Here is a 13,445-nt window from a genome sequence, read left to right as displayed (position 1 = left end):
ATCCAGTCATCCCCGCGTTCATCCCCGACCGTTCTTGAAAGGCACCCCGTGACTCAGCGCACCGTCCTCGTTATCAACTCCGGCTCCTCCTCCATCAAGTACCAGCTGGTCGACCCCGACTCGGGCGCCTCGCTCGCCTCCGGCCTGGTGGAGCGCATCGGCGAGGAGACCGGCGCCATCACCCACAAGCACGGCGAGGAGCGCACCGAGATCACCGAGCCGGTCCCCGACCACGGCTTCGGCCTGTCCGAGGTGCTGCGCCTGTTCGAGGAGCAGGGCCCCTCCCTGGCCGACGCCCACATCGTGGCCGTGGGCCACCGGGTCGTCCAGGGAGGACGCTACTTCTCCGGCCCGGCCCTCATCGACGACGACGTCGTGGCCCGTATCGAGCAGCTCGTGCCGCTGGGCCCGCTGCACAACCCCGCCCACCTCAAGGGCATCGAGGTGGGGCGCCGGCTCCTGTCCGACGTGCCGCACGTGGCCGTCTTCGACACCGCCTTCTTCCAGGACCTCCCTGAGGAGGCCGCCCGCTACGCCCTGGATCGCGAGGTCGCCGACACCTACTCCATCCGCCGCTACGGGGCTCACGGCACCAGCCACCAGTTCGTCTCCGGGGCGGTCTCGGAGCTCCTGGGGCGCGACGACCTCAAGCAGGTCGTCCTGCACCTGGGCAACGGGGCCTCGGCCTCGGCGGTCGTGGCCGGGCACGCCGTGGACACATCCATGGGCCTGACCCCGCTGGAGGGCCTGGTCATGGGTGGGCGCACCGGTGACATCGACCCGGCCGCCGTCTTCCACCTGGCGCGGGTGGCCGGCATGTCGATCGACGAGATCGACCACCTGTTCAACCGTGGCTCGGGTATGAAGGGCCTGGCCGGGGACAACGACATGCGCGAGGTGTGGAAGCGCATCGGCGCCGGTGAGCAGGAGGCCCGCGAGGCCATGGACATCTACCTGCACCGCCTCGTGAAGTACGTGGGCGCCTACACCGCCGTCATGGGCGGCCTGGACGCCCTGACCTTCACCGCCGGTATCGGCGAGAACGACGCGAACCTGCGCCGCGAGCTCGGCGAGCGCCTGGGCTTCATGGGCGTCACGATCGACCAGGAGGTCAACGAGACCCGCTCCGACGAGCCGCGGGTCATCTCCACGCCGGACTCGAAGGTCACCGTGCTCGTGGTGCCCACCAACGAGGAGCTCGCTATCGCCCGACAGGCACTCACCCTCATCTGAGCCGCTCCTAGAGCGCGCACAAGAATCTGACGCCCAGCACTGCAGGGCCAGGACAATCACGCGGTGCCGCAGCCGCCCCACCAGGGGTGGCTGCGGCACCGTCGTCGTCCCCCAGGGGTGACAAACAGGCCGTCAGCGGTGCGCGTGCCTCCTCCCGGAGGCTTCCATGGAGTCATGAGCAACGCACCTGTCACCAGCACACCAAGACCCCCCGCCCCTCCAACAACGCCCCTGCACCAGACCGCGGACTTCAGCGGGAGCGCGCCGGCCCTCGCACCGGCTCCGCAACCGACCGCGCCCTTCATTCCAGCCACGGCCTCCCCCGGCGCCGTGCCCGCCCCAGCCGCCTCCTCCCCCTCCGAGGGACTCGTGGTAACCACCGAGGGACTGACCCGCACCTACAACGGCGTCAACGCCGTCGACGGCTTGAACCTGTCCGTGCCCTCCGGCGGCATCTACGGCTTCCTGGGCCCCAACGGAGCCGGCAAGTCCACCACGATGAAGCTCCTGCTAGGACTGACCCGGCCAACGTCGGGCCGCATGAGTGTCCTGGGACGCCCGGTCAGCCAGCGCCACCCCCTGTCGCCGGGAACCATCGGCTCCCTCATCGAGGGTCCCTCCTACTACCCGAGCCTGACCGGCAAGGAGAACCTGGCCATGGTGGCCTCCTACCTGGGGCTGGCCTCCAACCGCGTCCAGCACGCCCTGGCCACCGTCAACCTCGTCGGCCAGGAGAACAAGCAGGTCAAGCACTACTCCATGGGCATGAAGCAGCGCCTGGGACTGGCCATGGCGCTGCTGTCGAACCCGGCCCTCATGCTCCTGGACGAGCCGACCAACGGTCTCGACCCCGCCGGGGTGGCCGAGATCCGCCAGCTCATCGTCACCCTGGCCCGTCAGGAGGGCGTGACGATCATCGTCTCCTCCCACATTCTGTCCGAGATCGAGCAGATGGCCGACACCGTCGGCATCATCTGCGCCGGACGCCTGCGCTACCAGGGCACCCTGGCCGGACTGCGCGACGACGGGGTCATCGAGCTACTCGTCTCCGAGCCCGCGGCCGTCGCCGCGCTCCTGACCTCCCTGGGGGTGACCCACGAGGTGCGGGACGGTGCCGTGCGCACCCCCATGATGCCCGACGACGTCGTCGGCGAGCTCATCACCCGCATCGTCTCCTCCGGAACGACCGTCTACCGGGTCCAGACCGTACGCAAGACTCTCGAGCAGGCCTTCCTGGAGCTGACCGAGCCGGTCCTGGCCCCCCAGCCGCCCCTCGCCTCTCAGGAGGTCAACCGATGAGCACCCCCGTGAGCACAGTGGGCCCGGCGACCACCGTGGCCGCGCAGCCGGCACCACCGACACAGCACCTGACACAGCCCCCGACGCAACCAGCAGCACCGCTCGAGCTCCCCGTCTCTGCGCTCCGCAGCGCGCGGACCACCTTGGCCCTCGAGCTGGGCAAGCTGCGCCGCAAGCGCTACTGGCTCATCGCCGCCAGCGCCACCGCCGTGTGCCTGGCATGGAGCAGCCTGCTCATCATTCATCGGGCGAGCGGCCCGGCTGAGGCACGCCACGCCACTCTCGCCCTGAATGAATTCATCCAGATCATCGCCTTCCTCATGCCCATCATCACCGCGGTCCTGGCCTCGCGCATCGTCACCGTGGACACCGAGGAGCGCATGGGGCAGCTGATGACGGCGCTGGGGCAGAGCCCCCTGACCCGCTACCGGGGCAAGCTGGTCATCGTGATCCTCACGGTCCTGTGCATGGAGGCGAGCATCTTCGCGCTGCTCAGCGTGCTGGCCGGCTCGATCGGGCTGACCGTCACCGACTCCTACTGGCGCACACTGCCTCCCGCCCTTGTGGTGGTGGCGTGCTCCACGCTGGCCATCTCCGCGGTCCAGCTGACGCTGTCCACCTGCTTCGACAAGCAGGGCATCGGCCTGGGGGTGGCGGCCATCGGCGGCCTCATCGCCGAGAGCCTGCCCTACGCCTACCTCGGGAAGTTCTCATGGCTGCTGCCCTGGGGCATCGTTCCGGCCGCCACCCCCATTGACACGGTCGCCTCCTACAAGTCCATGCGGGAAGGCGGCGACATGACGCTCGTGTCCCAGCCGTGGACCCTGGCGGCACTCGCCGCGCTGGTCGCGGTCGGGTGGACCGTCGCCGCCCACCTCGTTATCGTCCACCAGGAGAATCACCGATGAGCACCACCGCACCAGTTACACGCCCCACTGCAGGCCGGCCCCTCCGGCCCGCTCAGCACCCGTCAGCGCTCCCCGGTCCCTCCGGCCCGTCCACGACGCCGCAGCCGACCGGCCTGAGCCGGACTGCTCCCCCGGCCCCCCAGTCCCGCGCGTCGGTGCGAGCCGCCTGGTACTGGGAGAACCGCAAGGCCCCCAACCGGTGGTACTGGGTCGCCGTCACCGTCCTGTGCTCCCTGGGCTCCCTGTCCGGCTACCTGCAGTACCGCACCTACCGCAGCCAGTTCGAGGCCCAGGGCGTCACCTGGGAGATCACGTGGTCCCAGTCCACGCTCCTGCTCTCAATGGTGTTCCTGCCGCTGGCGCTGGGTGCCTTCGCCGCGCAGATCGCCAGCAATGAGCACCAGGGAAGGAACTGGCAGAGGATGAGCGCCACCGGGCTGGAGACCACCATGGTTGCGGGGAAGCTGCTGCACGGGCTCCAGGTCGCGGCCCTCACCACCGCGGTCCTGGTCCTGACCACCGCGGTGACGGGCCTCGCCCTGGGCTTCAGACTGGTGGGCCTGGTCGCCTACCTGCCGCGCTTCGCCGTCGTCGCGCTGGGAATGTGGGTCATCCTCACCTTCGTCACCTGGCTGGGCGCGGTCATGACGTCCTTCGCCACCACGATGTCCACGGTGCTGCTGAGCATCATTGCGGGTATGGCGATGCTTCTCACGGCTCGACCGCTGAGCGTCCTCAACCCCGCAGCCTCACTGACCCGAACCACGTCGGCCATGAGCCCGGGCTACGTGACCTCACTGGGCGCCGCAGCATTCGAGGGCGTCATCTGCCTGGTGTGGGTGGTCCTGCTGGCCCTGGCTCTGCGCCGAGCAGTGAGGCGCCAGTCATGAGCCATGTTCCCGCAGCACCTCACTCGGAAGACGTCTCATGGGTCCCGCGGACCCTCCTGGACCGGGTGGCTCAGTGGTGGCGCTCCAGCACCCTGACCCTGTGGGCGGTGGCCGGGGCCGCGGGCCTCTTCCAGCTGATGGTGCTGAACGTGGCCTCGTACACCTACCCGCACCTGCCCCTGCGAGGCTGGGTCATCGCCTCCCTGCTGCTCGCCGGATCGCTGCTGGCCCGACGGCGCTGGCCCCTGGCCGTCGTCACCGCCACGAGCCTGGCCTCGGCCGCCGGCGACCTGTGGGGGCCACGCGGTGGACTCAACCTGCTATCCATGCTGGCTCTCTACGCCCTGCTCGTCACCGCCCCCAGCCGTGACCGACTCATCGGCTTCAGCGTCTGCGCGCTGTGCGCCCTCACTCCCACGACGTTGGCCAAGTGGCCACAGGTGGGTGCCTTGAGCCCTGGGATCTTCACCCTGGTGCTCGTGCTCGCGGTGGCCTCGATCTCCCGCTCGCGCCGGCAGGCCCTGGAGCACGGGGACGCCCAGCTCGCGGCGCAGTCCGCAGAGCAGCGGCTGGTCGCTCAACGTGACGCCGCTCGTCACCAGGCCCGGGTGGCGGCCGAGCTCCACGACTCCGTGGGCCACGCCCTCACCGCGATCATCGCCCTGTCCGAGGGGATGCAGGGGGCCGGCGGCAGCCCGCAGACCGACGAGGCCATCGACATGATGAACGCCCTGGCCCGCGAGGGCCTGGCGGACACCAGACGTGCCGTCGCCTCGCTCCAGACGGCACCGGGCCCCTCCCCCGACGACGCCGGTGCCGACGCCGCCGTGGACCCGGCCGGCCTGGGCACGGAGCACAGGCAGGCCCCCGGGGGCGCACCCGGATGGGACCGGCTCCCCGGCCTGCTGACCACGGTGAGAGCCACCGGTATCAGTGCGGCCCTCAGCGAGACCGGGCGGCATCCCCGCGGCACCGCGGGCAGTCAGGTCCTCGGGGAGGTCGTCTATGTCGTCGTCCGGGAGGCCCTGACCAACGTCATGCGCCATGCCGAGGGCGCCACGCGCGTCGTCATCTCCCTGGACCACGACCAGGCCTCCACACGGATCACCGTGTCCGACGACGGTCGTGGCGCTCAGACCGGCTCAGGAGACGACGGTCCCGGCTCGACGCAGGCGTCGCCCGCGGCCGGGCACGGACTGGCCAACCTGGCGGCCGTGGTCGGTGAGCACGGTGGCACGATGTCCGCCGGCCCCGCGACCGATGAGGGCGCATCCGGCTGGGTGCTGCGCGCCGTCGTCCCCTTCCCGGAAGGCACATCGCGATGAGCCGATCCACCGCCAACCCCACCTCCTCCCCCGCCGCCTCCGGGCCGGGCACCGCGAGCCCATCGAACGGTCGCACGCCGATCACGGTGATGATCGTCGATGACCAGCGAGCCACCCGCATGGGTCTGTCCCTCATCATCAACCGGGCCGACGACCTGCGGGTCACGGCCCAGGCCACCCACGGCCAGGACGCCCTCGACCAGCTCGCAGCCCTGCTTCAGGAGCGCAGGCCACTACCCGACGTCGTCCTCATGGACGTGCGCATGCCCGTGCTCAACGGGATCGATGCCACGGCACGCATCTCCCAGCTCTACCCCTCGATCCGGGTCCTGGTGCTGACCACCTACGACCAGGACGAGTTCGCCTTCGGGGCGCTGTCGGCCGGCGCCTCCGGCTTCCTGCTCAAGGACACCCGCACGGCCGACCTCCACCAGGCGCTGCGGGCGGTCAGCTCCGGAGACGCGATCCTCACTCCGCGCATTACCCGCGAGCTGCTCAACCGGCACATGCTCAGCCCCGTCACCTCACCCCGGCAACGCGCGGCACGGCAGCGCCTCGACGATCTCAGCCCCCGTGAGCGCGAGGTGGCCGACCTGGTGGCCCAGGGGCTGACGAACGCGGAGATCGCTCAGCGACTCGTCCTGGCCCCGGACTCGGTCAAGAAGAACGTCACCCGGATCCTGACCAAGCTGGACCTGCGCGACCGGGTCCAGCTCGTCATCCTCATGCGCGACGCGCAGTCCTGAGCCGCCGCGCCCGCCCTCTCAGGCTGCGGTGGTCAGGGCCGGCGCCAGGACGGGCTGCTGCGCCGGGGCCCGGTAGACGAGGCGGGACTGGGCCAGGTAGTTGACGACGAAGAGCGTGGAGTCAACGAGCACCTTGGCCAGCCACAGGGGCGCGCCGGCGCTGGTGAGGACCGCGATGCCGGCGTAGGACGTCGCCGCGACCCCGCCCTGGACCGCCGCGTAGCCGCCGGCCGAGCGCCAGAAGCTCTCCGGGGAGGCCCCGCACAGGCGTCGGTTGAGCAGGAAGCCCAGAGTGCAGGAGACGATCCTGGCTCCGACGACGGCATAGAGGACCGAGTCGGTCAGCGAGTTGAGGATGAGGACCAGCGCGTAGTCGACGCTCCAGCCGGTGAAGGACACAGCGGCAAAAAGGACGACCGTGGGAACTCGGCGGCGCAGGCGGGCCAGGAGGTTCAGGATCGCCGGGCGGGATGCGGGGAGGGCGGGGCTCGTTGTCGTCATGGCTACAAGCCTCGCCGGAGGCCTTATGCCACGTGTTTGACGGACCTGTGCCGTTTCTGTGAGAGGAGGTCACCGGGGTCCTGCGGACGCTGCGCCCCGATCCTCGGCCTCAGAACAGGGCGTCGGTCTGCGGCGCGGCGGGGGTGCTCGACGACACCGCACTCGGCGCCTGCGCCGTCCTCCGGTTCCCCGGTGCCCGGCCGCCATGGGTCCATCCCGGGCCTGCGGGCACCGGGCGACCCTGCTGGAATGCTGTGGCGGCGCCGCGGGCCCGGGAGTCGGCGGCCTCGTTCATGGGGTGGCCGACGTGCCCGCGCACCCACTCGAAGCGCACGGTGCGACCCGCGAGCGCGGCATCGAGGTCCTTGACGAGGTCGGCGTTGAGGACCGGCTTGCCGTCGGCCTTGCGCCAGCCGCGCTTCTTCCAGCCGTGGCGCCACTTCGTCAGAGAGTTGATGACGTACTGGGAGTCGCACTGGATGAGGAGCTCCTCGCCGGCGAGGCCGGCGGCCTCGGTTGCCCGCAGGAGCTCGAGGACGGCGGTGAGCTCGCCGCGGTTGTTGGTCGAGCTCTCCCAGCCTCCGGCGGCCCAGCAGTCGTCGTCCACGTACCAGGCCCAGCCGGCCGGTCCCGGGTTGCCCAGGGAGGAGCCGTCGGCAGCAGCAGTCAGTGTCATGAAGGGCACTCTACCCAGCCTCCCCGGTGCATCCCGGACAAGTTCGGCCTCCCGTGCCGTGATCGGTGCCGTGCTAACCTGCCGCACAGCAAGAATGATCTTGCCATCTGAAACATATCCACTGAGAGGTACACCGATGTCCTCCACGCTGAGCGCTTTATCAGCCTCGTCAGCGGCTTCCGGCACACTCATTGCCGCACGCTGGTACGACTACATCCCCATCGCGATCTACTTCGCCTTCGTCATTGGCGTCGGGCTCATCGCCCGGTCCAAGGCGGCCACGGCCGACGGCTTCCTCACCTCGGGGCGGTCCCTGCCGGCCTGGGTGACGGGTATCGCCTTCGTCTCGGCGAACCTCGGCGCCGTCGAGATCATGGGAATGTCCGCCAACGGCGCCGAGTACGGCATGCCGACCTTCCACTACTTCTGGATCGGTGCGGTCCCGGCCATGATCTTCCTGGGTCTGGTCATGATGCCCTTCTACTACGGCTCCAAGGTGCGCTCGGTCCCAGAGTTCATGCTCAAGCGCTACGGCACCGCCGCACACCTGGTTAACGCACTCAGCTTCGCCCTGGCCCAGCTGCTCATCGCCGGCATCAACCTGTACCTGCTGGGCAAGATCATGAACTGGCTGCTGGGCTGGCCCCTGTGGGTGGGGCTCATCGTGGCGGCCGTCATCGTCTTCTCCTACATCACCATGGGTGGGCTCTCCGCTGCGATCTACAACGAGGTCCTTCAGTTCTTCGTCATCGTGGCGGCCCTGCTGCCCCTGACCCTCATCGGCCTGCACCGCGTGGGCGGCTGGCACGGCCTGACCAGCAAGATCACCGAAGCCGCCACGGCCGCCGGTACTGATCCGGCCCAGCAGCTGCACTCGTGGCCCGGCAACTCGATCTCCGGCTTCGACTCCAACCTGCTGTCCGTCATCGGTCTGGTCTTCGGCCTGGGCTTCGTGCTGTCCTTCGGCTACTGGACGACGAACTTCGTCGAGGTGCAGCGGGCCATGGCCTCGGACTCGATCTCCTCGGCTCAGTCGACCCCGATCATCGGCACCTTCGTCAAGATGTTCGTGCCCTTCCTCGTCATCGTCCCGGGCATGGTCGCCGGCGTCATGGTCTCCGAGGTCCAGCAGCTCAAGTCTGGGGCCACCAAGACCTACCAGTTCAATGACGCAATCCTCTACCTCATGCGCGACCTGCTGCCCAACGGTCTGCTGGGGCTGGCGATCACGGGTCTGCTGGCATCCTTCATGGCGGGTATGGCGGCGAACATCTCCGCCTTCAACACCGTGTGGGGCGTGGACATCTACCAGCACTACATCAAGAAGAACGCCGACGACGCCCACTACCTCATGGTCGGCAAGCTCTCGACCCTGACGGCCTCCGTGGTCGCGATCCTCACCGCGATCATCGCGTCGAGCTACTCCAACCTCATGGACTACCTTCAGACGCTGTTCTCGATGTTCAACGCGCCGCTGTTCGCGACCTTCATCATCGGGATGTTCTGGAAGCGGGCCACCCCGCATGCCGGTTGGATCGGCCTCATCGGCGGAACCCTGGGCGCCCTGGTGGTCAACATCCTCATCTGGACCGAGCACCTGGTCATGCCGGGGCAGGGCGGAGCCTTCCTCGCGGCGGGCGTGGCCTTCACGGTCGACGTCGTCATCACGGTGCTGGTCTCCCTGACCACGACACCGAAGCCCGACTCCGAGCTCACGGGCTTCGTCTACGCCCTGACCCCCAAGAGCGAGCGCACCGACCCGCACCTGCACGAGCTGCCCTGGTACCGTCGTCCGATCCCGCTGGGGATCATCGCCGGGGCCCTGGTCATCACGCTCAACAGCATCTTCCACTAGACCCGCTCGGACACACGAAGGAGAACACTCATGAGCAATCGTTCACTCACGGACATCCGGGCGGTCATCACCGGCGCTCTGGGACTCATCGGCCTCTACCTGGTGGTGTGCGCGGTCCTGTTCAACAGCACTGAGGAGATGAGCAAGACCGGCGGCATCAACGCCAACCTGTGGGCGGGTCTGGGTCTGCTGGCCATCGCAGCGGGCATGGGCCTGTGGTGGTGGATCAAGCCGAACCCCTCCGGGGGCGAGCAGGACTGAGACCGGCGGGGCCGCACTGGGCCCGCACCAGTGAGGGCCGCCTCCACATCACGGCCGATCGGATCGACGGCGTCGCCGCAGCCTCCCGTTGCGACGGCGCCGTCGTCGTGTCCGCGCGCGGACCCTCCGCCCTCACGCGGTCTGAGAAGATCCACCTCCCGAGCGCCGGCTACCGTGAGGGGGGCGCGCCGGTGTCCATGCCTGTCGCCAGCCCCATGAGGACCAGGCCGACGACGGCGGCCACCACGCCCGCGGCCACCACCGTGCGTTCCCGGCCGGTGCGCTCCTCCCCCAGGATGGTCAGGCCGCCGAGGGTGGCCAGGACGAAGCCGAGCTGGGAGAGGGTGAAGCCGGAGGCCACGCCCACGGCCGCCGTCGAGCGCAGCATGAGGGCGTTACCGACCGCCCACAGGCCCCCGGCGAGCGCGGCCGGAACGATCCGCGGGCCCCGTAGGGGCGCGCGCCGCGGCAGGATGAGGGCGCACAGGCCGGCACCGGCCAGCAGCCCCAGCCCCATGGGTCCGACGGCGTGGGCCGGGGGCACCTCCACGGCGCGCAGCAGCGAGGGGTAGGAGCCGTAGAGGACGGCTGAGGCAGCGGTGGCCAGTAGGCCGTCGCGTCGCTGCGCAGCCGTGGGACCGGGGCCGGTGCGCTCCTGCCAGGAGCAGGCGGCGGCACCGAGCATGATGAGCGCGAGCGCCACCATTCCCAGGATCAGGGCCCCGGGAGCACGCCACTCACCGAAGAGGCTCACGCCCAGGGTGGCGTTGAGCAGGAGCTGGAGGGCCGTGGTCAGCGGCATGGTGCGGCTGACGCCCCAGGCGCGGAAGGCCCACAGGACGAAGACCTGCCCGCCGGTCCACATGAGTCCGCAGGCCACGCCCCACACGGTGGCGCTCAGGGACCAGGGCGAGCCGAGCATGGCGGCGCATCCGAGCGAGACGGCTCCGGCTCCCACCATGACCGCGGTGTTCTGGCGGCGGATGTCGGTGGGGAAGGCTCCGAGAAGAAGGGACAGTGCCCCGAACAGCAGGGAGGGCACGAGGGCGACGGCGATGCTCATGGCGGGTCCGCGGCGCTCTTCGGCACGGGTGCTTGCCAGCGTCCCAACGCGGACGGGGCGCGCCCCGCAGTGGAGCGCGCCCCGTCCGGTTGAACCTGTTCTCAGGCGTCCAGGTCGGTCTCCAGGAGGGCCTTGAGGTCCTCAAGGGCTGCGTCTGCGCCGTCGGCGTCGGAGGCCAGGGTGACGACGTCACCGAAGCCGGCACCCAGGGTCATCACACCGAGGATGGAGGAGGCGTCAACCGCGGCGCCGCCCTCCTTGGCGATGGTGACCGGGACGCCCTTCTCGGCGACGGCCTTGACGAAGGTGGCGGCGGGGCGGGCGTGCAGACCGACCTTGGAAGCGATGGTGGCGGTGACCTGGGCCATGTGAAGCTCCTTGCGACATGTGGGGGCTAGCGGTGCGGGAACCGGATCATGCCCCCGCACCGGTCTGAGCAGCGCAGTGGCTGCCGTCCCGGCTGAGACTACCCGAGATCACAGCTCTGTTGCACTGTTCCACCCCTTCAAAAACGAGGTTTGTCGTGGCGGCACTCGCTCAAGAACCGGTGGAGCCGGTGTAGGGAGCCAGGACGATCTCGACCCGCTGGAGCTCCTTGACGTCCGCATATCCGGTGGTTGCCAGAGTGCGGCGCAGGGCTCCCATGATGTTGAGCGTGCCGTCGGCGCGGTCGGAGGGGCCGTTGAGGATCTCGGCCATGGTGCCGACCGTGCCCACATGGCTGCGGAAGCCCCGCGGCAGGCGCTCATGTCGGGCCTCGGCGCCCCAGTGGTAGCCGCCACCGGGAGCCTCCTCGGCCCGGGCCAGGGCGGCCCCGAGCATGACGGCGTCCGCGCCGCAGGCGATGGCCTTGACGACGTCGCCGGAGTTGCCCACCGAGCCGTCGGCGATGACGTGGACGTAGCGGCCCCCTGACTCGTCGAGGTAGTCGCGCCGGGCCCCGGCGACGTCGGCCACGGCGGTGGCCATGGGCATGTGCAGTCCCAGGACCTGACGCACGGACGAGGATGCGCCACCGCCCTGCCCCACGAGGACCCCGGCCGCACCGGTGCGCATGAGGTGGAGGGCAGCGGTGTAGGTGGTCACCCCGCCGACCACCACGGGCACGTCGAGCTCGTAGATGAAGCGCTTGAGGTTGAGGGGCTCGACGGCTCCGGAGACGTGCTCGGCCGACACGAAGGAGCCGCGGATGACCATGAGGTCCACGCCCGCCTCGACCACGGTGCGCCAGTGGCGCTGCGTCTGGGCGGGGCTGAGTCGCCCGGCGACGACGACGCCGGAGGCACGGATCTGGGTGAGCCGTTCGGTGATGAGCTCGGGTCTGACCGGAGCGCGGTAGACCTCCTGCAGGACGCTGGTGGCCCGGGAGGGGTCGGCCTGGCGGATGCGCTCGAGGGCCCCGGTGGGGTCCTCGTAGCGGGTCCACAACCCCTCCAGGTCCAGCACGCCGATCCCGCCCAGGCGCCCCACCATGATGGCGGTCTCGGGACTCATCACCGAGTCCATGGGGGAGGCCATGACCGGCAGGTCCACGTGGTAGGCGTCGATCTGCCAGCCCACGCGCACCTCGGAGGTGTCTCGAGTACGGCGTGCCGGCACCAGGGCGATGTCGTCGAAGGAGTAGGCGCGCAGGGCACGCTTGGAACGTCCGATCTCGACCTCTGTGCTCATGACCCGATCCTAGAGGGCCCATCCCCTTCTCCACCGGACCGACCGGCGGGGCAGCCACGCGCACGGGGGCACCGGACGCCGGCCGAGGCGCACTGGTGCTGGCGCATTGATGTCGTAGTCCGGTGGCATGCTGGGGGCCATGAGCACCCCGCACTCCTCCTCCATGTCCGACGACACAGCCACCGTCCCTTCGGCCTGGCCCTTCGGTCCCCTGCTCGGCTTCGACACCGAGACCACCGGAGTGGATCCCTCCGGGGACCGCCTGGTCACGGCGGCGCTCGTCTGGCGGGCGGAGCCTCAGGCCGATGGAGTCCGGCCGCAGTCCGTGACCACGTGGCTCGCCGATCCCGGCGTGGAGATCCCCGAGGCCGCCTCGGCGGTCCACGGCGTGACCACCGAGCGAGCCCGAGCCGAGGGACGGCCGGTGACCGAGGTGCTGACAGAGGTCAGTGACCACCTGGTGGCGGCCATGACGGCCGGTACCCCGGTCATCGCCTTCAACGCCTCCTACGATCTGACACTCATGGAGGCCGAGCTCGCTCGCCACGGACTTCCCACGATGCGCTCGCGCCTTGGCCGCGAGCTGGGGCCCATCGCCGACCCGCTGGTCCTGGACCGGGCCGTGGATCGCTACCGCCGGGGCAAGCGCCGCCTGGGTGACCTCTGCGAGGTCTACGGCGTGCACGTCAATGAGGCCCTGCACACTGCGGAGGTGGACGTGGCCGCCACGCTCGATGTGCTCGAGGCCCTGGCCGCGGCCCACCCGCAGGTCTCGAAGCTCGGCCCTGATGAGCTCGTAACCTTCCAGACCCGAGCCCACCGCACCTGGGCGGAGTCCTTCAACGAATGGCTGGCACGCAAGAATCCCTCACGCGCACGGGCCCAGACCGCTTGGCCCCTGCCGGACTCCCCCATGTGCTGAGCCCTTCCGAGATCACCCGCCGTACAACCGACAAGGGACGCCCAACGCGGGGGGCCGGCCGGATCACTCCGGCTGGCCCCCCCCCCGAGCGGCAG

14 protein-coding genes are annotated in these 13,445 nt (G+C 69.9%); 9 read left to right on the top strand and 5 right to left on the bottom strand.

Annotated elements, in window-relative coordinates:
• The first annotated feature begins 48 nt into the window (after positions 1 to 48).
• The 6 genes from FBF36_RS03545 (at position 49) to FBF36_RS03520 (ending at position 6,401) form a co-directional block, all read left to right on the top strand.
• Positions 49 to 1,233: an acetate/propionate family kinase gene (locus FBF36_RS03545; RefSeq protein ID WP_009396573.1), complete on the top strand. Its 1,185-nt coding sequence runs from the start codon at positions 49 to 51 to the stop codon at positions 1,231 to 1,233.
• Between the two features lie 369 nt (positions 1,234 to 1,602).
• Positions 1,603 to 2,532, top strand: a complete 930-nt coding sequence (locus tag FBF36_RS03540; protein ID WP_009396576.1) for an ABC transporter ATP-binding protein — start codon at positions 1,603 to 1,605, stop codon at positions 2,530 to 2,532.
• A complete protein-coding gene (locus tag FBF36_RS03535) occupies positions 2,529 to 3,440 on the top strand; it encodes an ABC transporter permease (protein ID WP_009396578.1) in 912 nt (303 codons plus the stop codon). The genes FBF36_RS03540 and FBF36_RS03535 overlap by 4 nt, the downstream gene beginning before the upstream one ends.
• Positions 3,437 to 4,330 carry an ABC transporter permease gene (locus tag FBF36_RS03530; protein ID WP_034492392.1) on the top strand — a complete coding sequence of 298 codons (894 nt, stop codon included), beginning with the start codon at positions 3,437 to 3,439 and terminating at the stop codon, positions 4,328 to 4,330. Before FBF36_RS03535 ends, FBF36_RS03530 begins: the two co-directional genes overlap by 4 nt.
• Positions 4,327 to 5,655, top strand: a complete 1,329-nt coding sequence (locus FBF36_RS03525) for a sensor histidine kinase (protein WP_138137171.1) — start codon at positions 4,327 to 4,329, stop codon at positions 5,653 to 5,655. Before FBF36_RS03530 ends, FBF36_RS03525 begins: the two co-directional genes overlap by 4 nt.
• The gene (locus FBF36_RS03520) at positions 5,652 to 6,401 is read left to right on the top strand and encodes a response regulator transcription factor (protein WP_034492394.1); all 750 of its coding nucleotides are present in this window, start codon (positions 5,652 to 5,654) and stop codon (positions 6,399 to 6,401) included. The genes FBF36_RS03525 and FBF36_RS03520 overlap by 4 nt, the downstream gene beginning before the upstream one ends.
• Before the next feature lie 18 nt (positions 6,402 to 6,419).
• Here FBF36_RS03520 and FBF36_RS03515 read toward each other — a convergent pair whose 3' ends face one another.
• Positions 6,420 to 6,902 (bottom strand): GtrA family protein, encoded by a 483-nt coding sequence (locus FBF36_RS03515; protein ID WP_009396588.1) that lies wholly within the window; start codon positions 6,900 to 6,902, stop codon positions 6,420 to 6,422.
• A gap of 109 nt (positions 6,903 to 7,011) precedes the next feature.
• Positions 7,012 to 7,578 carry a ribonuclease H family protein gene (locus FBF36_RS03510; RefSeq protein WP_009396589.1) on the bottom strand — a complete coding sequence of 189 codons (567 nt, stop codon included), beginning with the start codon at positions 7,576 to 7,578 and terminating at the stop codon, positions 7,012 to 7,014.
• Positions 7,579 to 7,714: 136 nt separating this feature from the next.
• On the opposite strand from FBF36_RS03510, the gene FBF36_RS03505 reads away from it, so the two are divergent.
• Both FBF36_RS03505 and FBF36_RS03500 read left to right on the top strand, forming a co-directional pair.
• The gene (locus tag FBF36_RS03505) at positions 7,715 to 9,433 is read left to right on the top strand and encodes a sodium:solute symporter family protein (RefSeq protein WP_009396590.1); all 1,719 of its coding nucleotides are present in this window, start codon (positions 7,715 to 7,717) and stop codon (positions 9,431 to 9,433) included.
• 30 nt (positions 9,434 to 9,463) lie between these two features.
• Positions 9,464 to 9,694 carry a hypothetical protein gene (locus FBF36_RS03500; RefSeq protein ID WP_009396591.1) on the top strand — a complete coding sequence of 77 codons (231 nt, stop codon included), beginning with the start codon at positions 9,464 to 9,466 and terminating at the stop codon, positions 9,692 to 9,694.
• Positions 9,695 to 9,863: 169 nt separating this feature from the next.
• On the opposite strand, the gene FBF36_RS03495 is transcribed toward FBF36_RS03500, so the two are convergent.
• The 3 genes from FBF36_RS03495 to FBF36_RS03485 form a co-directional block, all read right to left on the bottom strand.
• Positions 9,864 to 10,757 carry a GRP family sugar transporter gene (locus FBF36_RS03495; protein WP_138137169.1) on the bottom strand — a complete coding sequence of 298 codons (894 nt, stop codon included), beginning with the start codon at positions 10,755 to 10,757 and terminating at the stop codon, positions 9,864 to 9,866.
• A 101-nt stretch (positions 10,758 to 10,858) separates the two neighbouring features.
• Positions 10,859 to 11,125: an HPr family phosphocarrier protein gene (locus tag FBF36_RS03490; RefSeq protein ID WP_009397237.1), complete on the bottom strand. Its 267-nt coding sequence runs from the start codon at positions 11,123 to 11,125 to the stop codon at positions 10,859 to 10,861.
• A 169-nt stretch (positions 11,126 to 11,294) separates the two neighbouring features.
• Positions 11,295 to 12,428, bottom strand: coding sequence for a GuaB3 family IMP dehydrogenase-related protein (locus FBF36_RS03485; RefSeq protein ID WP_009397236.1), 1,134 nt, complete (start codon positions 12,426 to 12,428; stop codon positions 11,295 to 11,297).
• 139 nt (positions 12,429 to 12,567) lie between these two features.
• Between FBF36_RS03485 and FBF36_RS03480 the strand changes: the two genes are divergently transcribed.
• Positions 12,568 to 13,350, top strand: a complete 783-nt coding sequence (locus tag FBF36_RS03480) for an exonuclease domain-containing protein (RefSeq protein ID WP_034492761.1) — start codon at positions 12,568 to 12,570, stop codon at positions 13,348 to 13,350.
• Positions 13,351 to 13,445: the final 95 nt, after the last annotated feature.

Source organism: Actinomyces sp. oral taxon 171 str. F0337 (genome assembly GCF_005696555.1).
GTDB lineage: Bacteria > Actinomycetota > Actinomycetes > Actinomycetales > Actinomycetaceae > Actinomyces > Actinomyces oris_E.
Note: the sequence above shows the minus strand (reverse complement) of the source record. Positions and strands in the feature narration are given on the sequence as shown.

What these genes read in the sequence shown, in the direction of transcription:
- FBF36_RS03485 (WP_009397236.1), bottom strand. Translation starts at nt 12,428, where the DNA reads ATGAGCACAGAGGTCGAGATCGGACGTTCCAAGCGTGCCCTGCGCGCC.
- FBF36_RS03530 (WP_034492392.1), top strand. Translation starts at nt 3,437, where the DNA reads ATGAGCACCACCGCACCAGTTACACGCCCCACTGCAGGCCGGCCCCTC.
- FBF36_RS03500 (WP_009396591.1), top strand. Translation starts at nt 9,464, where the DNA reads ATGAGCAATCGTTCACTCACGGACATCCGGGCGGTCATCACCGGCGCT.
- FBF36_RS03525 (WP_138137171.1), top strand. Translation starts at nt 4,327, where the DNA reads ATGAGCCATGTTCCCGCAGCACCTCACTCGGAAGACGTCTCATGGGTC.
- FBF36_RS03535 (WP_009396578.1), top strand. Translation starts at nt 2,529, where the DNA reads ATGAGCACCCCCGTGAGCACAGTGGGCCCGGCGACCACCGTGGCCGCG.
- FBF36_RS03520 (WP_034492394.1), top strand. Translation starts at nt 5,652, where the DNA reads ATGAGCCGATCCACCGCCAACCCCACCTCCTCCCCCGCCGCCTCCGGG.
- FBF36_RS03480 (WP_034492761.1), top strand. Translation starts at nt 12,568, where the DNA reads ATGAGCACCCCGCACTCCTCCTCCATGTCCGACGACACAGCCACCGTC.
- FBF36_RS03510 (WP_009396589.1), bottom strand. Translation starts at nt 7,578, where the DNA reads ATGACACTGACTGCTGCTGCCGACGGCTCCTCCCTGGGCAACCCGGGA.
- FBF36_RS03495 (WP_138137169.1), bottom strand. Translation starts at nt 10,757, where the DNA reads ATGAGCATCGCCGTCGCCCTCGTGCCCTCCCTGCTGTTCGGGGCACTG.
- FBF36_RS03515 (WP_009396588.1), bottom strand. Translation starts at nt 6,902, where the DNA reads ATGACGACAACGAGCCCCGCCCTCCCCGCATCCCGCCCGGCGATCCTG.
- FBF36_RS03505 (WP_009396590.1), top strand. Translation starts at nt 7,715, where the DNA reads ATGTCCTCCACGCTGAGCGCTTTATCAGCCTCGTCAGCGGCTTCCGGC.
- FBF36_RS03490 (WP_009397237.1), bottom strand. Translation starts at nt 11,125, where the DNA reads ATGGCCCAGGTCACCGCCACCATCGCTTCCAAGGTCGGTCTGCACGCC.